The organism is Salipaludibacillus agaradhaerens (assembly GCF_002019735.1).
GTDB classification, from domain to species: domain Bacteria; phylum Bacillota; class Bacilli; order Bacillales; family Salisediminibacteriaceae; genus Salipaludibacillus; species Salipaludibacillus agaradhaerens.
On sequence record NZ_KV917378.1, the window covers coordinates 1,252,086 to 1,275,371 of the forward strand.

Here is a 23,286-nt window from a genome sequence, read left to right on the forward strand (position 1 = left end):
GGCAGATATGGATCACCTCCTAATTGTCATAAGAAAAGCCCTCCAACAAAGTTGATAAGGGCGTGTAGACTTTTTCTCTTTTGTAATTCCTACTTAGATACTTTTCATTATTACTTAAATGCTCTCTCATTGCAGCCTGCCTACGCCTTACCATCGACCGCCAATGACCAACATTGTCACTACCCAATTCCTCGGCTACCATAAGATTCTTTTTATATTTAACAATCTCCCTCTCAATTCGCCGTTGCGTATCTCTTGCCTTTGCCACTCTCTCGTTTAGCTCAGCGTCATATTTAGGTTGATTGTTGGTGCTTACCCCAGGGATATAAATAATATGAAGATGGGCACAATTTGCACCTCGATGGCCTCCAGCTGATCCATACTCTGCCTGCCAGTATGGATCATAAATAGATCGATATTCACTATCTGCAGGTAATTGCTCCATAGGTCTTAAATCAACCACATTTCCCTGTATAATCGAGCAAGCGTCCCTAGCCCCTACATGACTTGTGACAAGCACCGTATATACGCCATATTCGCTCATACGCTCTGTTCTCAGCTGGTTGTATGTGTTTCCTAGTGTTGACTTTAAAACGGTGCGAGTGTATCCCTCTAGGCTCCATGTGTTGCCTCCTCGGTCCGTCAGTCTAGTACGTATACCCTTTTGAGCAAGCTCTGTGATAGATCGCTCCAATGATTGCTCAAACGTATAGAGGCCGGTGTTAAACATGGCCGCTGTTTTATTTAAAGTATTTTGATAGGCCAGTTGCGCCGATCCTCTACCATAACTCGTTGTAATAAGTGATTGATTAACATAATTATCAATGTCACCCCAAACTTGACTATGATAGGCCCTCATAGTGTTATCTAAGTTTGTCGGCATCGGCTTAGTCGCATAAGGCATAGCGTTATCTACATTTTGCACAATTTGTTTCCCAACCTCTTCAAACATCCTTTTAATTTCAGGCTCAGCGACATTGGTCACTTTTGATAGCAGCTTTGTCACGTCATTGTTAAACAGACGTAACTCTGCTAGTTTTTGAGCTTGCCACTCTGTTATATCACCGGACCCTCTATTTAAACGTTTGATAAGGATGCGTATAATCTCCCCCTCAAGGCTTTGATAAAGATCTGACATATTAGATGACCAAAGGTCCAGTTGGTGAGGCGAGACAGTCATTTAGATCACTCCTCATTACCAAATAGATGTTTAGCAGCCCTATCACCGATGTTTGTCGGGTCCGTGTCTGTCTGTTCTTTTTGTACCTCTCTAACCCATTGATCTGCGGTCTTTTTAGGTACTTTAAATACCCGTTGGATAGCTTCAGCAGAGGGAATAAAGCCAAATGTCTTGGCCTGCCCATAGAAGCGCAACAGCGCCGATCTATCTTGAAACACGCCATCATCAAAGTCTACGCCTATGTGTTCAAAAGTTGGTATATCGCCATTAAATAGCTTATATGCTTTGGCTAGCTCAAGCACCGACACTACCAATCCCTTGATAAACTTTTCAATCTCATTAACGTGGTTATTCCTTGTTCTATAAGTTAGACTGTTCTCGCTGACAATTTCAGTTGCTGTCTTAACAGATTTGCCATCAAAACTAAAGGTACCAACCGACAATTGCAATTGCATCTCTAATGTTTTTAATGACTGATTGATTGCCGAGGTATATTGTTCTGTTCTAATGTCGTTTGTTACATCTTTGACAAACTCTTGATCAAACTCCATTCTCGCTAACTTATACACGTTTGTATCTGGGTCAAACACTTGTCTAGGGGGATTACCATTTTCATCGACGCGTGTTTTCAGCATTTGATCGCTTAAAAATACTGTACGTTGCCCCATCTTCACTTCCCAATTAAACTGATCAAACGTATCGTTGATTTGTTTTAGAGTTGGCTTACTATTGTCGGTGATACCCAACCCTAATGGGCTATGTGGATTTATATTATTAAAGCCAGCAGGCTTTAAATAGTTGAAATTCGTGCGAGTTAGATGGCTTATTTTTGTTCTTTCATTTAAACCTTCAAACAATTCATCTAAGAGAACCCTTTTCCCAATCTCATTTTTATTGTCTGACTTATATAATTCGTTGGATATGACATATAAATCATTTTCCCACTCATGAAATTCGAGTAATGTATAATGAATCTCTTTACCCCGTTCAATTTTCGTTGTTACAGACTTAATAACACCTTCTGCAATGGCATTGCTATTAGATTTCAACGGGTAAAAAGCATTTGATAAAGCCCACGCAAATTCTATTTTTCCTGTTGATTGATCAACGTATGGCCTTACCGCCAATCCCCCAGTAGCAAACATAGGTTCTAAATATCGCATTAAATTTTTTTTGAAGTCATTATGTTCAAATACACGTTGGATAAAATCGTTAGCTGATTTATATGAGTTTCTTGTCTCGTCTTCTTTTTTATCATCCGAGACAACAATTTCACACTGTTCATTAAACACGAGGCCAGACAGCAGTTCTGAGCTTAATTTCAACATATTCAAATGCATATAATTTCTTTTCTTCAACTCTCCCATGCTGTTAAAGTATTCAACTTGTGGATAGTGACCCTTGTATTCATTAAAGTTACGTTCAATTCTAGCTAATTCTTCTGGATCAATGTTGATTTTTGGGTGATCATTGATAGATTTTAGTGTGTTATCCCCGGCCAATGCATACCCTCCTCTCTTAAAAAAGTTTCTAATGCGGTTGATAATGTTCAATGTATCACCTCCTACAGTACGTATTGCCTATAAAAGTGGTTGTTTGCATATCTGGCTTCATCCATAGCGTGATTCCAATCGTCAATTGGGTTTCCGTCATCATCACGTACATACATACCGATTTCTTTTATAAAGTTGTAATGATCATATTTGTTTGTATCCACTAAAAAGAAACGTTCTTCTGTAATAGAGTTTTGGAACCTTTCAATCCCGACTTCTATTCCACCACCTTGATTTTTCGCATCTTGAGCATTATTGTCTGCTCTTCTAGTAGAAACGTTTATTTTATGAAGCTCTTCTCGGAGAGATTTACAAGCCGGATCTACAAAGACATCAGAATAACCTGTTTCATACTTTTCTAAGCACCATTTTATAAATGCTTTTATTTCAAGGGCATAAGTGCTCATTGCCTTTACTTGTCCTGTATCCCTGCCAGAATGATAATAGTTTGCTACTCGATTTAATCTAAATTTGCCTTTATAACGAGTAACGATATTGCAGCTGCAGGAAGTGGCGTCCGACTGACCGCCGTCTGCGACAAAATAAACCTCGTGAATTTCTCCTAATAATTTTGGAATAGTGTTTTTATCAGGATCAAACATGGAATATATAACGCCCTCTGGCATAACACGCTTGCCAAACCAGTCACGATCCAGCAAATAAGGGTTCTTTTTAAGAATCTCGTATATTTCCTTCTTACGCTCATCACTAATGATCGGGTTGTCTTGAATTGTCCAATGGGTCCACCTAGTGTTTTGTACGTCAAATACCTCACTTATAACCGGATGGTGCGGCGCTGGTGGGTTTAAATCAGCTAAAAAATACCGGTCCCTTGCAGCAAAGGTCCGGCGAAACGCTTCTTGTATAAATTTCATATTCAATAAATTGATCTCACAAAACATTACAGAGCCAAGTGACATACCTGTTATAGCACCTACACTATTAACCTTTGCGCCCCCTTTATAATAAACCCGCTTAATACCTTTAGGCGTGTGTATTTCTAAATGGTCGCCGTGTTCATCATGTTTAATATCAGAGTGGCCATTAAATATATGCATCAACCCAGTACCATCACCGTCTATAAACAGACGGAAAGCTTGTTCTTGGTTATAAGCACCCACTAGATGGTTTGTATCCTCGCAGTTAATTAAGTAATCAGAGTACCTAAAATGAGCCGCTGTGGTCTTGCCTGATCTAGGTGTACCTTCAAACACATCAAATGTGTAGTCGTAGGGACGATAAATACACTCAAGCTGTTTATCGCTAAATTCAATCTTTGTTTTCATAAGCCTTACGCCCCTCTATTAATGCATTCATAAGTGATGTGTCTTTATCATCGCCTTTAATTTGCTTTGCGCGTTGCTCAATAAGCTCAGTTTCTTTTTTAGCCTTGTTAATGACTGCCGCTATTCTTTCTGCTTCTTGCTTGCGGTCATCGTCATAATTAATAAGCTCATAAAATTGCTTTAACATGCTTCTGAGTTCACCCATTGCTCTGCTCTGAGAATTTAAAAAAGCCGCTTGTTTATCCCAAGCGAACTGTATTTCATATTCTTTTTCTTCTGACTCGGTATTTCCAGAGCTAAATTCTTTACGTTTCTTCAATTCTTTTGTCGTGTCATACTTATCCTCGACAAACATAATTTGTTGCGCCCTCATGATGGATGCAAACTGCATCTTTATATTCATCCACAGTATATCCACAGGCTCAATGCTTTCTGTCTGCTCTACTATCTCTAATGTTTCTTCTGGCAGATACTTTGCAAAGAGACCATGTGTAACCGCTGCAGTGTTGCGTTTTGCGAACTTAGGCTTCGGATTAGGATTGCCTTTATTTCCTTTGGCATACTGATTGCCTTTTGGCGCTCTGTGAGGTTGCTTCCTTTTGGTTGCATCCCTAATCTTATTGGTTGCATCCTTTTTAGCTGCATCTCTGGACCATTTCTCACGGCTTTTTCTGCTCTTTAAAGTACCTAATTTAACACCATACTTTTCAGCGAGAGCCTTCAATGTAATGGTTGATGATTCATATTCTTTTTTTATTTTCTGCCAGTCCATTACATGCACCTCGCCTCCTTTTTAAATCCTCTTCACAGAGCAGGAACCGCTTATTTACTGTCGTTCCTCTATAAGCCCTGTGAACAGGATTCATTGCATAGAAAAAGCACCACAGTGGGTGCTTAGAGATATTTCTGTTCAGCGTATTTTACAGCAAGAGAGGATAATACAGAAAAAGGTATTGCTCCTCCCTCTTCTTTTAGCTTGTTTTTTAGTTTATTCCATATACTTTCATTTCTAATAGCATTTAAAAACTCATGCCCCTTACATCTTATATCCCCTACATACCATAAGAACACTTGGTCTATGCCTGAGTCCCTCGCTTCTACTAATTCACATTCGTGCATCAGCTTAATGTGATAAGATATTTCTTCACTAGAATAACCTTCTAGATCTAATCCTCGTATCAGTTCCCCAGGACGACCATTTTCTTCTAAGTAAATCAGTATGTCTTTTATAAGATCCATTTTCATTTCCAAAATTCTCACCTCCCTCCTCCCTACTAATTCGACAAAAAGAGGGGAATTCCTGTTATAATAGACCTAATTTTTATATAAGGAGTGTCACAATGCTTAAAGAGTTACTTAATTCTATCTTTTTTCCCTTTATAGGTTGAAAGAACGGGGGTATTTGACCTCCCCGTCCTTCCTTCCATTCTACACACAAGCTTTTTCTTTTGTCATTTTTGCCGACATCTCTGACATTTCCGACATATCCGACATTCTCGCCGTGATGTTGTCTCTTAATCTGCTTATATGTTTATCTGATAATCCCATATGTTTGCCTATCCAAGTCATGCTTTTACCTTCCAAAAGCCAATGTAAAACCTCACCTTCCCTTTGATTTTTAACGAGATGCATCCTGGATTGAATCACTTTTATTTTTTTCTCGTACTTGTGAACAATCCGCCACCGCTTCTCTCTTCTCCTGACCTCTTGATAAACCGGATCACTCTGGGTGCCGCCTTGTGGCTTTGGTTGTCCAGACTCATCGCCATATTGAGCCGTCAAACCTTCACCAGCATCTTCCATGGACTCTCTGATTATCTTGATGCTATTGATCATCCAGTGGTAGTCTTTTAGAGTTTCCTCTATTTCTTTTTTTGTCATGATGACCCCTCCCAAGGCATTTCATGCTATAATACATATGAGGATGATCTACTGTCGCCCTGAGAGGGGCGGCTTTTCTTGTTTAAACCCACCAACCGCTGTTTTTTAGCATCTGAGCGTGTATAGCAGCGCCTTTATGATTTTGATTATCTATCTCTAGCTGTCTGCGAGTCCTTTTTAAGCGAGGATATTTCTCGTCAATTTCCGATATAGGCACATAGTAGACCACTGTGTCACTATGTAAACTAGATGGGGACCGAATAATCTCTTTGATCTCCTTGACAGCAAACTCCTTCACACTGTCACCCCCGTAAGTGCTTTAATCTTCACCAATACTCTAGGTTTTTGTTTGTCAACCTCAAATCCATGTGTAATATCGCCGATCTGTGACCACCCATCATTTGTTAGTTTTCCAGCGCCCACGAGGCCGTCAAAAATGAATTTCTGACCCCCGATGATATTGTCTTTGTCTTTACGTTTATCTTTGCAATACCATGTAATCTCAAAGTCTGCCGCTTCAATCTTAGGTAGTTTACGAGCGTGAAGCATAACCAGCTGTGTGAATGTCCGTTTCATCTGTGCATATTCCATGTGGTGCTTTTTACTGGCAGCTATAATTTCATTAGTGCTAGGCAGTGTACCTGGTATTGTAAACTGGATCATGAGTATATCTCCTCTTCTCTCTCTGACAACTTAGCAAAGTAAATTAAGTCCGGATCCTGTTGTATTTTAGTCCAGCAAACAGCCCCATATCCGCGCTCGACACTCTTTTTGTCTTTGAGTTTTCGCCCGCATCTACTGCACTCTGTATGCTTTTGCATCATTACCCCTCCCTAATATCCATTCGCTTGACGTTCAAAGTTAACTTTGTTTTTCTCTTTGTACGCTTGCTCGATCTCTTCCCACGTAAATCCTAATTTTTCACCAAGGCGAATAAACGCTTGTAGTGTATACTCATAGGCATAATCTAGATTATGGTCACGGTGTCCTAAACAAACATCGACTTCTGCTATTCCTGCAAAACATCCAGAAAATAAACCCAAAACATCATTTGCTTTGAAATAAATATCTAGTTCAACTTCAGGGAATTTGTCCATTTCTAAATGCAATCCAATACTCAAAATAAAGTGTAGACAGTCAACGTATTCTTCAAGTAGTGGGTTTTTATACTTTGGTTCAGCTCCAAAAATGACCGCTGAAGGATTATTTAAATGATTAGTTCTTGGTTCCTGGTACTCACTCCAAAACTTAAATCCTCTCCACTCGTTTGCAAGCTCCCCTAACTCTACTTGTAAAGCTAGTATTTTCTTAGTTAATAAATCCTGCCCCTCTAATCCTTTTCTTTTAACTATGTCCGCATCTAACTCTTTTTGCATTGCGAATAATTCATCTAAATTCAGTTTGATCACGATAGACCTCCTATCACCTGCGACATTTTAATCTTGATATTGTTATCTTTTTTGCTATTGTTCGACATGCTTAAATGAAACACCGCCAGAAACAGCTCATTCTTGTCTCTTTTTAAACGTTTTGCTATATCTGTGATTGAGAACCCTTCATTCCATAAAGAATGAATCTCGGCTAATTCTGAGCGTTTAAACAGGAAGTCTAATTCCTCCAAAATCACAACCGGCTCGTTTGCTTTAAGAGCTTGGGTCATCTTGATCCTCCTTCTGTTTACTGTCGCTAAGATATTCAGATAGTTTTTTAGCGCTTTTATCTACTACATTTCCAACCTTTTCGAGCATGCCGCTTTCTAAAGCATCACTGTATTGCTCCCAAAAAGATCCCTTCATATCTGTTAAACAGATAGTTTTTCTTTTTCGTCTAATAAACACACCGACCTTTTGGGGATTTGTGTCACTGGCCCAGTGGTTAATTAATATGTCACCAAATGATAAGCGCATTATTGTATCTCCTTTAAAAAATCTAAAAATGCATTCATCTGATCCTCTTTTATTCCGTCGCCGTCGCTACACTCGCAATCTACTTTAGTATTAAAAGCCTCGCCTTTTAGTGACCATTGTTTATATATAAAACCAGCACCGTTGCATTTAGGGCATGTCATGATGATTGGCTCCTTCTTTATTGTGTTTGCTTGTACTAGGAAGTAACCTTTTCCCAAGATATAGGAGTAAATATCGTTTCACCTTTTAATTTGTCTTTTATGAAAATGAAAGTCCCTTCTCCTAAATCTCCGAAAAGACCACCTACATTCCAATCACACATTTTCCCTTTTGACATTTCATCACCACTGTTACATTTGTAAGGATTGGTTGAAACACCATTACAAGAAGGACAACGAAATTCCATTTCTCCGATTGCTTGTAGCATTTCATCGACAGTCTCAAAAACTCTAACTTTATCACCTTTTATTGTTGGTTGGTTAGCTTCTTGATAGTAATTTATGGCACTATATGTTCTATCTTCTTCCCATGATTTCAGTATTTCTTCTTGCGGAATATCTAAAGCATTTGAGTATTCAGCTAACTTACCTTTTAAATACATTTCAAGATCCTTTGCTCTTTGTTCTCCAGTTTCGCCACTCCACGAATTACGAGCTTCTTCTTTAAGTTTTTCAATTGTTTTATCCACTTAATATTCCTCCTTGTATTTGGTTGTGGTGTTTTGACGTACTCTACACCAATTATTGATACTTCAAATTGACACTTTCCCAATAAGGGATATCCCAATCTTTAACTTCTCCAAATCCAATACCATTTTGTAAATCAACATAGTCATAAGTTTTATTGATTACTTCATCGCAAGTTTTACACCAGTAGGCACTTGATATATCTCCACCATCTACGGAAGTTGTATAACGCATTTCTGTTTTAGCTGGATAAGAATAACCACAACCATGACATTGATGATTTTTCCTTGTAGTGACTTTTTTATCTGTTAAAACATCCACTTTTACACCATCTTTCTTGTTTCACTGTTTAAGTCTATCGTCCATTAACTTCCGCCAGCTCCGGCAGCCTGACGTACTCCCCTTGCAACTCCTGATAACTCAATTCCTTTAGAGGTCGTCCATCCCTTGCGTCAAAATAATTCATGGCTTCGAGTTCTCTTAGCATTTGTTCTCTTTCAGCTAGTTTTCTAAGATACATACAATCTCTCCTCATCATTAAAGTCATTTAAGGTAAACCATCCAGTGTGTTTTAGCTCTTCTATTGCCGATTAAAGGCTTTTGGCCAATTACTTTTACAACTTCGCTAGTTTTGACCTGGTCCTCATTCCACTTGAAGATGAGTGTTCCGTTTGGTTTTAAAACACGCATGCATTCATTAAACCCTTCTCTAATTTCATCCTTCCAATTCTCGTTCAACTTCCCGTACTTTAATGCTAGCCACGACTCATCTCCTGCTTTGAGTAAGTGAGGAGGATCAAAGACCACCATGTAAAATGTTTCATCATCAAAAGGGATGTTTGTAAAATCAGCAATTATATCAGGCTTAACTTCTAATGTTCTCCCATCACACAGAGTTGTTGTAAGTTCTCGGTTATCCATGTAGACTGCATCCTCATTATGTTTATCAAACCAAAACATACGACTACCGCAACAAGCATCTAAAACTCGCTTTTTTTCTGTATCAGTAAATAGCTCAAGTTGTTTCATGATGCCTCCTATCCGCTACGTTTTTTACGTTTCTCTTCTAACAGTGCCTTAACTTTGGCAGCTTCTTCTTTTGCCGCCTGCAATTCTTTATCTTCAAAGTCTTCATGAGTCTGGTTATTATCCATCCATTTAGGCTTTGGTACTTCTTGCGCTTGCTTCCATGTTGGTATGGACTGTGGCTTGTTTTGCTTTTGATTCTGTTTTTGCTTCTTGTCCTTTTTATCCATCTCATAAGCCCGAATATCCTCAACGGTTTTTAAACCACTGTTAGCCCACTCTCTTAAAATAGATTCTGTATAAGAAAATGAGTTAGCATTGTTTTTAACTGTGATCTTTAAAGCCGCTATAACAATTTCATCTGACAGATCATCACACCACAAACCAATAGATTCAGAGACATGAGGTTTTAAGACACCAATATTTTGTTGATAAAATTCAAAGGGATTTTCTGATCCTCTACTACTACTTATTTCTTTTTCTTTATTACTACATTCTTTTACATTCTTATTATTGTTCCATCGCTGTTCCGTCACTGTTCCATCACTGTTCCGTTTCTGTTCCACTGACTCTTTTTTATAGTGCTCAAAAGACTGATATGTCGCATAGTTAACCACTGTGAAGAGTGTTCCATATTCTGTTCTTTTCATTGTTATTTGACCATCTTTTACTAATGATTTAAGTTTCCTTTGAATTGTGGTAAGAGGGTACTTTTTAAGCGAGTTTCCTCGGCCTTCTCTGTAACTTAAATCATCCTGTAAATTTCTTAATGACCTTAGGAACTGCCCCCTTTGCAAATGCATTCCGGCATGTTCTATTCCATCATGCGAAAAGACCGCATTCCCGATAATGTAGAAAAAGATTCTAAACTTAACGGGGTCGTTCCATATGTCATTTTGAAAAATCTCTCTACTTATTTGGAATGCGCCTTTCATGAGATCGACCCCTTATAACGGTATTTCTTTCTCCCTCCCAACCCACCGATGCTTAATCACCAGTGAGTCAGGATGGACCTTTTTTATGTGCCAATATTCGACATTTAATCCCACCCAGTTAATCGCCTCTTTTTGTACTCTGGTTGGCTTTTTCATATAACTCACCCCTGGTATTTAGTAAGTTCTAATCGGAGACACATAAACCGATACGTCTTCATCGTTTGTCAGAACAAAAGGCGACAATATTCCTGTGAATTTTATGAAAACCTTCTCGGACTCTAGTTTTTCGTGAACTTCAAGGGCGTCTCTCATCCGTTCGTTATCGTAAGAAATAGTTTCCATGCTTCCTGATATTTCGGTAGTTGGGAGCCTGTAATCTAATTCATTTTCGTGGTGGCGAATGTTGAAATTGATCCGCTTTTTTTCATCAATAGTCACATTTACAATCTTATGCCTTTTGGATTTAAGCATTTTGAACATTTGATTCATTGATCTGTGCATCTGAAGCCAAACCTTAATTTGCTCTCTATCAAGAGTAATAACGTGTTTGTAATTCTCACCACCTATTGACCTGAAGATATCTGGGAATTTTCCTGTTGCAAATTCTAATGTGTTAGGATTTATCAGATAATCTTGGTCAAACCCATGCAAATTTTCTACAATTAAGGCTTTGCTTGAATCAGTGGCAATGATAGAGCCATCTTTTCTATGTTCGACAAACAACAAGATCGGTCTCGTCGTTACCTTCGCTACAAACTTCTTTGACAACTCAATAGCTTTTGAATATTTATCTGAATGAATAAAATTAATATCGCTCATTAAATGATCCCTCCGTTTATTTTTTCAATCTCAGCTGTACGCTGATAATAATTTATAAATTTATAGCCTGGATAATTGTGCTCCAAGTAAGCTGCTATCATGCTTTCGTAGGCTCGTTTAGGATCGCTGCTGTTTTTTGCTACAAAGACGTAGTATTCCGGTATATGGATTGTTTGCCTCATGAGACATACACCAGCTTTCCAGTGAGCTCTTGGATCTCTCGCTTGAATCTAGCTTCATCACTGTTAGTGTCTGATAAATGTAGTAAGTGAATCTCTTGAACTCGGCTCAAGTCGTTAGCTCTTAAAAACTCTTTCACGTTCTCAAGACTGAAATGAGAGCGTAATAGTCTCTTTTTCATAGCTTTGTGGACCCGTCCAATTTCAATATTTTCATTAAGGATGTCTAGGCTGTAATTACACTCTAATAGCAGATGAGTAAGTCCTTTAAACTTGTATTTGATGTAGTAGGTATCAGAGGCAAATAACAACTTGTCCCTTGCTTGATTGGCGAGTAAAAAACCTAATGGCTCTGACACATCATGATGCACATCAAACGGCAATACGGTCCATGTACCGAGCCTGAATGATTGTTTTGATTTAACAAGCTGCACACGGTGTCCTGTGGCGTTTATTTCACTCGCTGTTCCCTCTGACATATAAACGTCTATTCCAGCTCGCATAACATCTGAGACAGCCTTACAATGGTCTTGATGCTCATGTGACACCAAGCATCCGGCAATATTAGACGTCTGAAAGTCTAGCTTTCTACGAATCTCCTTAAACGATATACCTGCCTCGATCAAGAGGGCGGTACTGCCATCAGTGATGTGATAGCAGTTGCCCTTTGATCCCGAAGCTAGTGTTTTGATCTCAATCATTAGAATGGGTCTCCGTCGTCTGCCGCTTTCTGCTGTGATTGTTCAAAGAGATCATATTCTTTCTGGTGCTTGCTTTCCTGCTGAGGTTCTAACTGTGGTTCTGGTTCGGGCTCTTTCTCTTCTAGTTCAGGTTCAGTTGTTTGCGAGTGCTCTTCCCCTTCGATAGGTTCAACGTCAATAAACTCTTGATTAGCATTATCTTCAATTTCCTGTTTAACTTGCTTATAAGTTTCATCAGTCGTCTTTTCGTATTGCATGGAAACGAAGGAGTTCGAGAAGTCTTTTGGAATCTTTTTAGCAACGTTATTACGCATCTTCCTGATGATCATAGATTCTCTACTTTGAGGGTCTTTCCAAGCAGGACTAATATGCTTTTGCGTTTCTGGATCATCTAACGCTTCATCAAGTGACATATCTTTCACTTTGTTCAACACTTCCGATTTCTTTGCTGCAATTTCTTTTTTTTGCTTTGCTGTAGCTTTAAACCGGCTCTCGGCAATGCCGAATGTTTCATTCATGAGATTGTTGTTGATATGAGCAATTAAATTACGTATGACATCTTCACGCTCTGAAATGTGATATTCAACTGTCTGATCAGTCTTAATGATGGGATATACAACTCTGATAACCTTGCCTTTTCCTGTTGGCGTCCACTTCGGCGGCTGCATTTCAAGTCCTGTAAATGTCGGGTAAGTGAATTCATCTTCTTCTCTTACAAGCCATATCTGGGAAACACGATCAACATTACGACCGAACCGGGAGAGGATCGCGTCATTCCCGTCCCCTTCAATTCCCATTTCAATTTGTTTTTTCCATACATCTATAGAATTTCCGTTGCCATCAACACCTTTAACCTTCACATTCCTAGTCTGAAAATAAACTTCTCTTGGACTAGCAGCCGCATTCAATTTTAGGGAAGCGACATTAAGCAATATTTCAGTTAAATTGTTTTGATCAAGCTGAGGGTCTGTCCAATCAATCCCTTTTTGATCAAGAGCTTGGTTAATGCTAGTTATTGCATTAACAACACATTGCTTTGAATAATCGTCCATATCGATTCCGTTACCAGTTAATTGACGTTCTATCATCGGTGCATAAGTGTTGTTTATTTTAGCTAATCGCGTGTTAAATTGTTGTGTTTGTTCTGGCATTGATTACGCCTCCCCGTTTATCAGTTTTTTGACTTTATTTCCACACTCATCTGATAAAACGCTTGCGGTAATACCAGACCCTTTGTTTTTTGAACAAAAATTGGAGAAAGCTTCTCCTAAATCTGTTTGTACTTGCTCATCAGTAACATTTGATAATTCTAATACGATGACTTTACGTTCCATTTAAACCGCCTCCTTCTGCGTTACTTGCTCGATTCTTAGCTTCTTATCTGACTCAGATACAATTAAACTAATCAACTGTGCATCCATATCAGGTAGCTTGGTCACTGATTCAGCGTTGTCTATAAAGATTGGCGCTTGAAATCCGTAATGCTCAGAGAGTGTCTGAATGATGTCCAGTCCAACGATAATGCGATGACCAGTGTTGAGACCTTTACCGTATGGCACGCCTTCGTAAAGCGTCTCGCACGTTTCTTTTAGTCCATCGTTAATCTGGTTTTCAAAGAGCTTAAACCGTGCATATTTAAACTTGCTGTTGATCTTGTCCTCTAAAAGTGAAACCTTTTGACGTGTAAACTCTTCTGTGAGATAGAGTTGTTCTTCCAGCTCTTCATATTTTTTTGCTAGATTGCGCTCTTGCTCTGAAAGTTCTTTTATTCGTTCTTCTGATTGTTTGTGTTGTGCGATTTTTGTTAAATCTTGTTCAACTTCTCGCTTACTATCTTTGATTTCTGACAGCTCACTTTGTGCCTGTTCGATCTTCTTGTTAACAGATGTCTTAAGCTCTTCGATGTCCGTTTTAACTTGCTCAATTTCTGCTTGTTTTGCTTTGTATGTCTCGTTCTCTTCAATGCTTGTTGTGCTATTTTTTAAAGCAGATATCTCACTCTGTAAATCTTGCAACTGAGATTCATAGTGGTTTAATTGATCTTTTTTAGTAGGGATACTTTCAGCTAGTTTTTTGCTTTCCTCTTGCAACTTTTCGACCTGCTGCTTAAGGTCTAACCCTTTTGTTTTAATGCTTTCTAGTTGTTCTGATTTTTCGGCATTAAATGCAGCAAGTGCCTTCTCATGAGCTTCATTAATTTGTTCTGGCGGTAAATCTTGACCGCATGTCGGACAGTTTTCATCATGCTTATGTTCAAACTCTCGACCGTTTACTTCATGATATTTTTTGAGCAAGCGTTCTTTTTCAGCTGTCAATTCATCAACCTGTGATGCTTTGGATTTCATTTGACGCTCAACGGCCATGATTTGAAATTCCATGTCGTCCCTTAGACTTTTAACCTCATAAAACTCTTTTTCTTTGGCGGCAACCACTGACTGTGTTTCTGAGTTATGTTCATTTTTAATTGTGATAAGATCGCTTTGCAGCTGTGCGTGTTCTTTTTGTTTCTCCGTCACTTCTGAGCCGTTACGGATACGGGATATTTCATCTTCTTTAGCTTGTATTTTTTCCTCGTAATTTTTTAAGTTAGTATTTAATTGTGATTCGTTAAGCCCTGAAACGTCAGGAAGATTATGCTTACTTTCATCGATCCTAACCGGTATCATGTCCAGCTGCTTGTTGATCTCTTTCTTTTGTTCTGCGACCATCTTTTTTACATCTTCAATAGACTTATTACTAAGCAGATCAGAGAGCTTTGATAGTTTCTTATCAGATGCAATAACGTCCTTCTCTGATACATCACCGCATACCTCTAGCAAGACTTTACGGCGATCTTTCCAGCTCATTTGTTCGTTAAAATATGCAGGATTCGTCAGGAGTTTAAAAGCGTTTTCGTCCACAATGCTTTTTACTTTTTCATCAAATTCTTTTTTAGTCCCAATAGGAACATCATCGATATGGTAGTCAACACTGTGGCTAGTAAATTCTTTGTGCGCTGAACCACGCTTCTTGGTCCATTTCTCTTTGTAAGTTTTTTTGAGTGTTAAGGGCTGATCATCTACAAGAAAGACTCCGGAAACTTCGTGATCTAGTCCGTGAATTTCGTTTCCTGCCTCGTCCAAAGTCTTGATTCCAAAGTCTTTTTTGTTGTGACTGTCTTTATCAAATAAGAGCCATGTCATGGCATCAAACAAGGTGCTCTTACCTGTGGCATTATCGCCGAACCCTCGGATGTCTTCTCCATCCGCATTTAAAGTAAATGACTTAACGCCTTTAAAATTTTTAAGCTCTAAGGATATGAGTTTTAAGGTTTTCATTTATTTTTTCCCTCCTCTGAAACGATCGTTTTTATGTTCTCAGAGAGCGTTTTTTGAGATATTAACGATTTTTCTTTTCTTGCATGATTACGGTAATTCATCATGGCTTCACCGGCTGTCTTTGCTTCAATCTCCGTTTCGACAGTAGTTTCTTTTCGTTCGATAATTTTAAAGATACTCATAGATAGTTAACCCTCCGTTGTAAAATTTGCGAAAATCGCATATAATGTAACTAAGTTATGTTTTTAATTGTCCGATCAGATGGCGGTCTGGTCGGATTTTTCTTTATCCTCCGCACGCTCTTTTTCTTCTTCGTTAATCGCTTCTTGTTCTGATTCATAAACAGCCGCTTCTTCGATTTCTAACATTTCATCTATTACATCATTAATCTTGGTTTCAATTTGTTCCATCTGTTGTCTAAGTGCCTGTATACGGCAAAGCTTTTCATATTTGGTCACTGTCGTTACCTCCCTAACGGTGCAAATTGTAGATAATAGATAGCTTGCAAGAGACACACAAGCGTCAATACAATGTATCCTGCTAACTCTCTTCGTGAGTACCTCATACTCTCACAAACCCTAACGGGACCAACTCACTTGCAACAAAAGATTGATCATGCGTTTTAGCTGAGTCGATAAACGTTTGAATCGCTTTTTCACCGATTTCCTCGTTATTAAGTTCTTTGGCGCTAGAGATATAAACCGGAACACTTTCTCTATTAACCTCTACATAACAGCGATAATGGTACATGTGATCTCCTCCTAAAATAGTTTGATAAACGTGACATACTGACCGATAAGCTCTAGGATTTGTGTTACTTGTCCGGGATCGATCTGCAACATGGCTGCGATGAGTAAATCTTGAGCATTAGTATGTTTCATCCAATTGATAAACGTTGATATCTTAGCTTCTTTTACATTGTGTTCAAATTTAGAAATACAGCTTTTAGTTAAGTGAAGTTTATCTGCTAATTCGTCTTGTGTTAGTCCTTCACGTTTCCGAGCTGTTTTCAATACAGCTCCCCAATCCAACTGCTTCACCCCCTTTTCAAGTTTCCAAATAGGAAACCTTTCCGACTCGGAAACCATTTACTAGATTAATAGCTTTATAATGTAAATAGATTGATTACCCCTCCTAGGTCATATCAATTGTCAGGAAGGCTTGTCCGACAAGGTAACTCTTACTGAGCTACCTTTCCTTTCTTTTGTTGTTCCTGCTGTTCTTTCTGTTCTTGCTCTGCTTTAGCTTTCCTGATTAGCGCTTTCGCTACAATCTTGTAGACTATTTCCTGCGCTTCTTTGGAAAACTGGTTAATGTGTGGTGATCTTGGTTGTGTCATAAAACTCCCTCCCTTAGTTGATGCTATGCTTGCTCTTGAGTGGGACTACCCTTGTTTTTTTAAAAGAAATTGCGGTTATACAACCTGATAAACGTCATGCTTTTCGATCTCCGGTAAAATATCGTTATCTTTAAGTAAGCTGTAGATAAATAACCGTCCTTTTTGTGTCCACTTTGTTGTGGGATTAACATCACGTGTGCCATCTCTATGTTTGTATTCAAAAGTGTGTGAGTGGACATACCCTTTACCGTCGTGTTTACGATATAGGAACCATTGCTCACCGCGTTTGTATTGAACGCCTAACTCATGAAGTTTTTTATTCAATTGTTGCGCTGTCATGCCGTAATCTTTTGCAATAGATGAAACAGAGACTAAGCCTGGATTAGATAGGATTTTCTTTGCGTATTCCGCATAAGGTTTCATCTTTTGATTTTCAATTGAGAGCTTTTCATTTTCTTCTTCTTTCTCAACTAATTGAAGCAGTGCTTCTTTGTAGTTTTTAGGCAGTTTATAAGGTTGATTGATTTCTCGTTCCATTTCTTCAAATTTGGTAACGTAAGCAGCTGTGAACAAGACCCCCTTTTGCCCTGTCATCTTGTTAGCTACCATGTCACATCCTTTTTTTGTTAAAAGGTAATGTTTATAGTTTCGAGTTCCAGAACTGTAATAACTCTCAATGAAAAAATCAGATAATCCAAAATTGGATTTTCCTAATATTTGGTTGTAATTGTTAATATCTCTTAATAAATGTGAATGCTCTTTGCCTGTCATTTCTGCCACGTCTCGACTATCAGCAACTAACTTTCCGTTATGCTCAAAAACTTGTAATTGATTCATGTCAATTCTCCTTTCAGCTTGTCTGTTTCGTTATTTATTTCATGTAGCCACTCATAGTCTTCTGTTGAGTAGGCCATGTAGAAAAATGTTTCTAGCAGACCGAGTTTCCTGTTGTAGATCTTCAAGAATTGTTCGCATTCTTTCAGATCCCGTCTCTCATCTCTCGTGAGAGTGAAATTCTTTTTCTTTTGCTTGAGCCAGTGGTATCGTTCAAAAACTGGTTGAGGATTCGGCATTAGATCACCTCCTGTCTTTTTTGTTCACTTGTAGTTAACTTACTATCCAAAAAAATATAATCAGGGCTTGCTTTAAATACATTGGCAATCTTTACAGCTAGATCGTAACTTAGTCTACGTTTTCCGTTCTCGATCATCCAATAATGTTCTTTCGAGACTCCAATACGGTCAGCGACTTGTTGGCAAGTAAGCCGTTCTTGCACTCTTATTTGTTTCAACTTATCTAAAGCCATTGTTTCACATCCTTTCGTGTTAACTTGATGTTAACTACAGTTTAGTTCACCATAAGTTAACTGTCAATAGGTTTTTATAAAAAAGTTTCTTTTTAGTTAACTTTGTTTAAATTAACATATTGTTAACTTATAATGGAGATATTATGCAATTTCTAAAGGAGAATTTGAAATGGATGGTAAGAGATTAAAGATACTCAGACAAAATAAAAAACTAACTCAAGAAGAGCTAGGTAAAATTATAAATGTTTCCAAAGTGTCCATTTCTGGTTACGAAAGTGGTGACAGAAGTCCAGACACCGATAATTTAAGGCGTTTAGCTGACTACTTTGATGTCACGACTGATTATTTATTAGGTCGTAGCGATCACCCAGAGTTAACAGCTGAGGATGATGAGAAAAGTTTTGATTACTATAAAAGCAAAATCGCTAAAGAATTTCCTGACATAGACTTGATGTTTAAAGATATGGAGTCGTTAAGCGCTGAGGATATGAAGGAAGTTTATGAATATATAAAATTTAAAATGAGTCAAAAAAAGGACGATTAAAAGGAGGCGAGATTAACAATGGAGGAAAAAGAAAACGTTAAGCAAGAGAAGAAGTCGATTAACAAAAGAATTACGATAATAAGTTTGATTCCTGTGCTCATAGTTAATCTGATTTTTACTGATCTTTTCATGTTTATGTATTACGAATTTATAAGATATTTTCAAGACGGTTTTCAATCTCAAGTACTGCTATTCTTTTTAGAAGAATTCGCATGGTGGTTTGGGATTTCTGGAGCAGTTTTCTTAGCGACATTTGGCATCTTAAAAGGCATTGATCTACAAATAGATCAAAATGAGAAAGAGTTAAAAGAAAAGAAAAAAGAATCAGAGAAACTTTCAGAAAATTTCTCACCAACTAAAAAAATATATAATCAATTAGCTATCGACGAAGAACGTAATAAATGGGCGATTTATGACAAACACGGATTGATTGAACAGGTGTATGATTATAACGATATAGCAGACTTCGAATTATTGGAAGATGGCAATTCTGTTGCAAGTGGCGGACTCGGAAGAGCTTTCGTGGGCGGCGCTTTATTCGGTGGTGCAGGAGCCATTGTAGGTGCAGTAACTAGAAAAAATAAAGAATTTTGCAATAGCTTGAAAGCTAAAATCACAATTAATAACATGGAAGCCCCTATTGTTTATATCACTTTTATCGAACATAAAACTAAAACCAAAAGCGACGCATATAAATCTGCATATGACCAGGCACAAGAATGTATGTCTATATTACAATTAATCTGCAATCAAACAAAAGATTTAGCCAAACCAAAATCAGATAATAATGCTGCTGATGATATAATGAAATACAAGAATTTATTAGATGCAGGAGCAATTACAGAGGAAGAATACAACCACAAAAAGAAACAGTTGTTAGAATCATAAAGGTGTACACCAGTGCACCAAATTTTTCAAACAAAAAACCGAACATACATTCTACTAACAAGAGGGGGTTATAGTTTGTATACACATGTAGAAGATTATATAAATAAACTATTTAAATCTATTGGAGTTAAAAATCCTACTGACTTAGATATGCATACTATAGCAAACAAAATAGGTGTCAAAATTCAATATAAAGAACACCCATTTAGATTTAATAACGAAGTTTTGTTATCTAAAGGATCTCAAAAACAGCAATGGATGGATTTTGGCCATGAAGTTGGTCATTATCTAAGGCACTGTGGGTCTCAAGCGATTTTAAATCCTCTATTTATCGAGTTACAAGAGTGGCAGGCTAATAACTTTGCTTATCATTTTTGTGTACCTACTTTTATGTTGGACAAGCTTACTATTCATAATGCATATGATATTGTAAATATGTTTAATGTTGATCATCCTTTTGCATCTAAAAGGCTAGACATGTATTTAAGTAACCACTTTTATAAGGATAAGGAGAGATACTATGTATATAGCTAAAATGGAGGTGTGGGTAAAATTAAGCGACGCATGCCCCAAAAGACTTGCCAACGGCACATACAGGATACCGACCTTTGACAAAGTAAAGTTGATTAACGGTAAAGAGTATGGCCGCTTTGATAGTTTTGTAGATTTGGCAAAAGAACATCTGGAGGAAGACTAATGAAAATAGCTATTTATGTACGTGTATCGACCGATGAACAAGTTAAGTCTGGACACTCAATCGACAACCAAAAAGAACGCCTTATTGCTTTTTGTACGTCTCAAGGTTGGGATGATTATAGTCTTTATATTGACGATGGCTACACCGGGACAAATTTAAACAGGCCCGCATTAAAAAGAATGGTTAGTCATGTAGAAGAAAAACGGGTTGATGCTGTGATTGTTTACAAGCTAGATCGACTTAGCAGACGACAACAAGACGTGTTATATCTATTAGAAGATGTCTTTGAGAAAAACGATTGCGTTTTTAAAAGTGCTACGGAGCCATTTGACACGTCTACCCCACTTGGCAAAGCCATGATCGGGATACTGGCCGTATTTGCTCAGTTAGAAAGAGATATGATCATTGAGCGCATGACAGCAGGTAGACGGGCAAGGACATCAAAAGGTATGTGGTATGGAGGTCGAATACCATACGGTTATAATTGGGATAAGGAAAAGCAAGAATTAACCGTAAACCACGAACAAGCTCGCATTGTAAAGCATATGTACGCCATGTATTTAAAAGGCGCCTCCCGTTTAGAGATCGCTGAATGGGCTGAGAGTAGAACAAATGAACGAGTTTTAAATCACTCTACTGTACGTGATATCCTTACTCGTGTTTTGTACACAGGTAAGCTGCAAAACAAAGAACAACTAGTGGACGGAAATCACGAGGCGATCATTGACACTGCCACTTTTGAGGCCGTACAACGTGAATATGAAAAAAGGCGTACCACTAGATTTCAAAAAGGAAAGTTTTTGCTGACAGGATTAATGAAATGTGGCATTTGTGGTGGTAACGTGGTTAATGTTAAACGTAAAAGTAAATATGCTGAAGGTGGCTACTATCATTTTTATACGTGCAAAGATCAACATGTAAGAGCCAAAGATACAACTAATGATAAATGTTGGGTTGGCTATCACCGCCGCCAAATGATAGAAGATAAAGTTATTAAGAGGATCAAGGACTTAGCATTAGATGATGAGTTAGTTAAAAAAGAGATAGAAAAGTCATCTACTCCCCATGAAGATCAATCCGGTTTGATAAATGAATTAAATGAAAAGTTAAAAGAAACTGTCGTGGGATTAGAAAACTTGTATGAAGCTATTCAAATTGGCGAAATCAAGGCATCGTTTGTTAGTGGACGAATTACGAAACTTGAAGAGGAACGAGAACGTATACAAACACAGATAGATGATTTATCGCTCGACTCCCCTGCCCCAGTGTCTAACGAGTCTGTTATTAGGATGATCAAAAAAATACATGAGTCATGGGATTATATAGAGGAAGAGGAAAAGAGTTTGTTACTCCGAACCGTCATTGATAAGGTGGTTTTAAAGAAGCATGGAGAAATTGATATTAAGTGGAACTTCGTGAATTGACTTCATATTCATGAAGTTTTGTTTTCCCAAAACTCCAGTGGTTAAATCGTGTAGGCATACCATAGGCCCCAAACGTATATATAATTTCCGCTGGACACACTTCATAGCGCATTGGATAAAAATCAAGTCCGAATCCTTTTGCAATATCTGTAATTTCATTAATGGCATTTGTCAACGCCTCATTGTCCGTCATATATGTCTACCTCCTTCTACGGTCAATTAATACAACTTATGTAAAAACTTCTAAAATGATGAGAAAACTTCAGACAAGGCTAGAAAATCAGCGCGATACACGCCTTAAATGAAAGCGCTTTAAAAAAATTTACAATTTATCAGAAAATTTAATTTTTTAGTGACAACCACTAGACAGAAAGCGCTTTCTATATGTGTGATAGTTTTGAAATGTTAGAATTTTTCACAAATACCTGTTGACCTTACCCGTTTTTGGCTGTAATATTGGCGTCAATATCATATTTATTTACTAATATTAATTCTTAAAAATCGCCCTTATGACAACTAAAATTTTATTCATAACCTTTGATCATTTTAACTTCTTAATAGAGAGTCGTGTTCTTGCTTCTCTCCTCCATTAAACAAAATGATCGTAAGGTTAATATTCTCTTTTAGTTTTTAGTGAATTAAAGCGTCTAAACCTTAAAGAAAGGAGTGATCGGTATGAGTAGCCAGTGGATTTTTCTCGGAGGCGAGTTCGTTAAAAAAGAAAATGCTGTTATCTCTGTTTATGACCATGGTTTTTTATACGGGGACGGTGTTTTTGAAGGAATTCGCGTTTACAGCGGCAATGTGTTCAAGCTCAATGAACACCTCCAACGTCTCTATGAATCTGCACAATCAATTATGTTAAATATTCCATACGACAAGGAGGAATTAACACGAATTATTGTGGACACAATCCGGAAGAATAAACTAGACACTGCTTATATCCGAGTTGTTGTCTCACGAGGACCGGGAAATCTTGGGCTTGATCCTACTTTTTGCTCAAACCCTCAAGTCATTGTAATAGCTGAGGCACTCGCTCTTTTCCCTAAAGAACTATACCAGAAAGGCTTGCGCGTCGGTTCAGTTGCCAGCAGGCGAAATAGACCTGACGTCTTAAGTCCACAAGTTAAATCATTAAACTATTTAAATAATATACTTGTTAAACTTGAAGCAAATCAAGCTGGCGTTGATGAAGCCCTCATGTTAAATGATCAAGGGTACGTAACAGAAGGATCTGCTGATAATATTTTTATCGTTAAAAATAATGTCATTTATACACCGCCAGTTTACCTCGGTGCATTGGAAGGAATTACACGCAATGCAATCATGGACCTAGCTTATAAACATGGCTATGATATGAAAGAAGCCCCTTTTACAAGGCATGATGTCTATGTGGCTGATGAAGTATTCCTTACTGGAACAGCAGTAGAAGTGATCGCTGTCGTTGAAGTGGATGGACGTCAAATTCACGATGGTAAACCTGGAAAAATTACAACTCATTTACTCAATGAATTTAGAAAAGTTGTTCGTACTGATGGCGTCGCCTGTTATGAGTCTACCTCATCCAGTGGAAAAGCGATCGTCAGTTGAGAATACCACAGTTAAATACCGTTAAAGC

38 protein-coding genes and 1 pseudogene are annotated in these 23,286 nt (G+C 38.0%); 6 read left to right on the top strand and 33 right to left on the bottom strand.

Features of this window, described 5'->3' with window-relative positions; genetic code table 11:
- Positions 1 to 19 precede the first annotated feature (19 nt).
- From BK581_RS06070 to BK581_RS06205, 32 genes are all read right to left on the bottom strand, one after another.
- Positions 20 to 1,180 (bottom strand): phage minor capsid protein, encoded by a 1,161-nt coding sequence (locus tag BK581_RS06070; RefSeq protein WP_078577336.1) that lies wholly within the window; start codon positions 1,178 to 1,180, stop codon positions 20 to 22.
- A 5-nt stretch (positions 1,181 to 1,185) separates the two neighbouring features.
- Positions 1,186 to 2,733 (bottom strand): phage portal protein, encoded by a 1,548-nt coding sequence (locus BK581_RS06075; RefSeq protein WP_095995532.1) that lies wholly within the window; start codon positions 2,731 to 2,733, stop codon positions 1,186 to 1,188.
- 11 nt (positions 2,734 to 2,744) lie between these two features.
- On the bottom strand, positions 2,745 to 4,019 hold the full coding sequence (locus BK581_RS06080) for a PBSX family phage terminase large subunit (RefSeq protein ID WP_078577337.1): 1,275 nt from the start codon (positions 4,017 to 4,019) through the stop codon (positions 2,745 to 2,747).
- Positions 4,003 to 4,791 (bottom strand): phage terminase small subunit, encoded by a 789-nt coding sequence (gene terS, locus BK581_RS06085; RefSeq protein WP_078577338.1) that lies wholly within the window; start codon positions 4,789 to 4,791, stop codon positions 4,003 to 4,005. Before terS ends, BK581_RS06080 begins: the two co-directional genes overlap by 17 nt.
- A gap of 122 nt (positions 4,792 to 4,913) precedes the next feature.
- Positions 4,914 to 5,264, bottom strand: a complete 351-nt coding sequence (locus tag BK581_RS06090; protein WP_245829188.1) for a DUF2513 domain-containing protein — start codon at positions 5,262 to 5,264, stop codon at positions 4,914 to 4,916.
- Between the two features lie 183 nt (positions 5,265 to 5,447).
- Positions 5,448 to 5,900 (bottom strand): helix-turn-helix transcriptional regulator, encoded by a 453-nt coding sequence (locus BK581_RS06095; RefSeq protein WP_078577340.1) that lies wholly within the window; start codon positions 5,898 to 5,900, stop codon positions 5,448 to 5,450.
- Between the two features lie 82 nt (positions 5,901 to 5,982).
- Positions 5,983 to 6,198, bottom strand: coding sequence for a hypothetical protein (locus BK581_RS06100; RefSeq protein WP_078577341.1), 216 nt, complete (start codon positions 6,196 to 6,198; stop codon positions 5,983 to 5,985).
- On the bottom strand, positions 6,195 to 6,563 hold the full coding sequence (locus tag BK581_RS06105) for a Holliday junction resolvase (protein ID WP_245828912.1): 369 nt from the start codon (positions 6,561 to 6,563) through the stop codon (positions 6,195 to 6,197). The genes BK581_RS06100 and BK581_RS06105 overlap by 4 nt, the downstream gene beginning before the upstream one ends.
- Entirely contained in the window at positions 6,560 to 6,724 is a 165-nt protein-coding gene (locus tag BK581_RS20555; RefSeq protein ID WP_407690330.1) for a DUF6011 domain-containing protein, read from the bottom strand. The genes BK581_RS06105 and BK581_RS20555 overlap by 4 nt, the downstream gene beginning before the upstream one ends.
- 9 nt (positions 6,725 to 6,733) lie before the next feature.
- Positions 6,734 to 7,300, bottom strand: a complete 567-nt coding sequence (locus BK581_RS06110) for a dUTP diphosphatase (RefSeq protein WP_078579872.1) — start codon at positions 7,298 to 7,300, stop codon at positions 6,734 to 6,736.
- Between the two features lie 5 nt (positions 7,301 to 7,305).
- Entirely contained in the window at positions 7,306 to 7,560 is a 255-nt protein-coding gene (locus BK581_RS06115; RefSeq protein WP_078577342.1) for a helix-turn-helix domain-containing protein, read from the bottom strand.
- A complete protein-coding gene (locus BK581_RS06120) occupies positions 7,544 to 7,807 on the bottom strand; it encodes a hypothetical protein (RefSeq protein ID WP_078577343.1) in 264 nt (87 codons plus the stop codon). Before BK581_RS06120 ends, BK581_RS06115 begins: the two co-directional genes overlap by 17 nt.
- Positions 7,808 to 8,003: 196 nt before the next feature.
- Positions 8,004 to 8,495: a hypothetical protein gene (locus tag BK581_RS06125; protein WP_078577344.1), complete on the bottom strand. Its 492-nt coding sequence runs from the start codon at positions 8,493 to 8,495 to the stop codon at positions 8,004 to 8,006.
- Between the two features lie 52 nt (positions 8,496 to 8,547).
- Complete coding sequence (locus BK581_RS06130) at positions 8,548 to 8,814, bottom strand: hypothetical protein (protein ID WP_078577345.1); 267 nt, start codon at positions 8,812 to 8,814, stop codon at positions 8,548 to 8,550.
- Positions 8,815 to 8,848: 34 nt separating this feature from the next.
- Positions 8,849 to 9,013, bottom strand: coding sequence for a hypothetical protein (locus BK581_RS20065; protein WP_169837572.1), 165 nt, complete (start codon positions 9,011 to 9,013; stop codon positions 8,849 to 8,851).
- Positions 9,014 to 9,036: 23 nt separating this feature from the next.
- A complete protein-coding gene (locus BK581_RS06135) occupies positions 9,037 to 9,522 on the bottom strand; it encodes a class I SAM-dependent methyltransferase (protein ID WP_078577346.1) in 486 nt (161 codons plus the stop codon).
- Positions 9,523 to 9,530: 8 nt separating this feature from the next.
- On the bottom strand, positions 9,531 to 10,454 hold the full coding sequence (locus BK581_RS06140) for a DnaD domain-containing protein (RefSeq protein ID WP_078577347.1): 924 nt from the start codon (positions 10,452 to 10,454) through the stop codon (positions 9,531 to 9,533).
- A 12-nt stretch (positions 10,455 to 10,466) separates the two neighbouring features.
- Positions 10,467 to 10,610: a DUF6906 family protein gene (locus tag BK581_RS20070; RefSeq protein ID WP_169837575.1), complete on the bottom strand. Its 144-nt coding sequence runs from the start codon at positions 10,608 to 10,610 to the stop codon at positions 10,467 to 10,469.
- Positions 10,611 to 10,628: 18 nt separating this feature from the next.
- Positions 10,629 to 11,273, bottom strand: a complete 645-nt coding sequence (locus tag BK581_RS06145) for a beta clamp domain-containing protein (protein ID WP_078577348.1) — start codon at positions 11,271 to 11,273, stop codon at positions 10,629 to 10,631.
- Positions 11,273 to 11,455 (bottom strand): hypothetical protein, encoded by a 183-nt coding sequence (locus BK581_RS06150; RefSeq protein ID WP_078577349.1) that lies wholly within the window; start codon positions 11,453 to 11,455, stop codon positions 11,273 to 11,275. The genes BK581_RS06145 and BK581_RS06150 overlap by 1 nt, the downstream gene beginning before the upstream one ends.
- Positions 11,452 to 12,153, bottom strand: coding sequence for an MBL fold metallo-hydrolase (locus BK581_RS06155; RefSeq protein WP_078577350.1), 702 nt, complete (start codon positions 12,151 to 12,153; stop codon positions 11,452 to 11,454). Before BK581_RS06155 ends, BK581_RS06150 begins: the two co-directional genes overlap by 4 nt.
- Positions 12,153 to 13,304, bottom strand: a complete 1,152-nt coding sequence (locus BK581_RS06160; protein ID WP_078577351.1) for a hypothetical protein — start codon at positions 13,302 to 13,304, stop codon at positions 12,153 to 12,155. The genes BK581_RS06155 and BK581_RS06160 overlap by 1 nt, the downstream gene beginning before the upstream one ends.
- Positions 13,305 to 13,307: 3 nt before the next feature.
- Positions 13,308 to 13,487 carry a hypothetical protein gene (locus BK581_RS06165; protein WP_078577352.1) on the bottom strand — a complete coding sequence of 60 codons (180 nt, stop codon included), beginning with the start codon at positions 13,485 to 13,487 and terminating at the stop codon, positions 13,308 to 13,310.
- The gene (locus BK581_RS06170; protein WP_078577353.1) at positions 13,488 to 15,470 is read right to left on the bottom strand and encodes an AAA family ATPase; all 1,983 of its coding nucleotides are present in this window, start codon (positions 15,468 to 15,470) and stop codon (positions 13,488 to 13,490) included. It abuts the gene before it with no gap.
- Entirely contained in the window at positions 15,467 to 15,652 is a 186-nt protein-coding gene (locus tag BK581_RS06175; protein WP_078577354.1) for a hypothetical protein, read from the bottom strand. The genes BK581_RS06170 and BK581_RS06175 overlap by 4 nt, the downstream gene beginning before the upstream one ends.
- Positions 15,653 to 15,727: 75 nt before the next feature.
- Positions 15,728 to 15,928, bottom strand: a complete 201-nt coding sequence (locus tag BK581_RS06180) for a hypothetical protein (protein WP_078577355.1) — start codon at positions 15,926 to 15,928, stop codon at positions 15,728 to 15,730.
- Between the two features lie 103 nt (positions 15,929 to 16,031).
- Entirely contained in the window at positions 16,032 to 16,220 is a 189-nt protein-coding gene (locus BK581_RS06185) for a hypothetical protein (protein WP_078577356.1), read from the bottom strand.
- A gap of 11 nt (positions 16,221 to 16,231) precedes the next feature.
- Positions 16,232 to 16,501, bottom strand: a complete 270-nt coding sequence (locus BK581_RS06190) for a helix-turn-helix domain-containing protein (protein WP_169837577.1) — start codon at positions 16,499 to 16,501, stop codon at positions 16,232 to 16,234.
- 149 nt (positions 16,502 to 16,650) lie between these two features.
- Positions 16,651 to 16,809, bottom strand: coding sequence for a hypothetical protein (locus BK581_RS20075; protein ID WP_169837579.1), 159 nt, complete (start codon positions 16,807 to 16,809; stop codon positions 16,651 to 16,653).
- A gap of 75 nt (positions 16,810 to 16,884) precedes the next feature.
- A complete protein-coding gene (locus BK581_RS06195) occupies positions 16,885 to 17,646 on the bottom strand; it encodes a phage antirepressor KilAC domain-containing protein (protein WP_078577358.1) in 762 nt (253 codons plus the stop codon).
- On the bottom strand, positions 17,643 to 17,882 hold the full coding sequence (locus tag BK581_RS06200; RefSeq protein WP_078577359.1) for a DUF7667 family protein: 240 nt from the start codon (positions 17,880 to 17,882) through the stop codon (positions 17,643 to 17,645). The genes BK581_RS06195 and BK581_RS06200 overlap by 4 nt, the downstream gene beginning before the upstream one ends.
- Positions 17,882 to 18,115, bottom strand: a complete 234-nt coding sequence (locus BK581_RS06205) for a helix-turn-helix transcriptional regulator (RefSeq protein WP_078577360.1) — start codon at positions 18,113 to 18,115, stop codon at positions 17,882 to 17,884. The genes BK581_RS06200 and BK581_RS06205 overlap by 1 nt, the downstream gene beginning before the upstream one ends.
- Before the next feature lie 169 nt (positions 18,116 to 18,284).
- On the opposite strand from BK581_RS06205, the gene BK581_RS06210 reads away from it, so the two are divergent.
- The 5 genes from BK581_RS06210 (at position 18,285) to BK581_RS06225 (ending at position 21,668) form a co-directional block, all read left to right on the top strand.
- Complete coding sequence (locus tag BK581_RS06210) at positions 18,285 to 18,659, top strand: helix-turn-helix domain-containing protein (RefSeq protein WP_078577361.1); 375 nt, start codon at positions 18,285 to 18,287, stop codon at positions 18,657 to 18,659.
- A gap of 18 nt (positions 18,660 to 18,677) precedes the next feature.
- A complete protein-coding gene (locus BK581_RS06215; protein WP_078577362.1) occupies positions 18,678 to 19,547 on the top strand; it encodes an SHOCT domain-containing protein in 870 nt (289 codons plus the stop codon).
- A 75-nt stretch (positions 19,548 to 19,622) separates the two neighbouring features.
- Entirely contained in the window at positions 19,623 to 20,081 is a 459-nt protein-coding gene (locus BK581_RS06220; protein ID WP_245828914.1) for an ImmA/IrrE family metallo-endopeptidase, read from the top strand.
- Complete coding sequence (locus BK581_RS20080; protein WP_169837581.1) at positions 20,068 to 20,244, top strand: hypothetical protein; 177 nt, start codon at positions 20,068 to 20,070, stop codon at positions 20,242 to 20,244. The genes BK581_RS06220 and BK581_RS20080 overlap by 14 nt, the downstream gene beginning before the upstream one ends.
- On the top strand, positions 20,244 to 21,668 hold the full coding sequence (locus BK581_RS06225; protein WP_078577363.1) for a recombinase family protein: 1,425 nt from the start codon (positions 20,244 to 20,246) through the stop codon (positions 21,666 to 21,668). Before BK581_RS20080 ends, BK581_RS06225 begins: the two co-directional genes overlap by 1 nt.
- A 10-nt stretch (positions 21,669 to 21,678) precedes the next feature.
- On the opposite strand, the pseudogene BK581_RS06230 reads toward BK581_RS06225, so the two are convergent.
- Positions 21,679 to 21,861 (bottom strand): annotated as a pseudogene (locus tag BK581_RS06230) (SpoVR family protein); the annotation flags it as partial.
- A 482-nt stretch (positions 21,862 to 22,343) separates the two neighbouring features.
- On the opposite strand from BK581_RS06230, the gene ilvE reads away from it, so the two are divergent.
- Positions 22,344 to 23,258, top strand: coding sequence for a branched-chain-amino-acid transaminase (ilvE, locus tag BK581_RS06235; protein ID WP_078577365.1), 915 nt, complete (start codon positions 22,344 to 22,346; stop codon positions 23,256 to 23,258).
- Positions 23,259 to 23,286 lie beyond the last annotated feature (28 nt).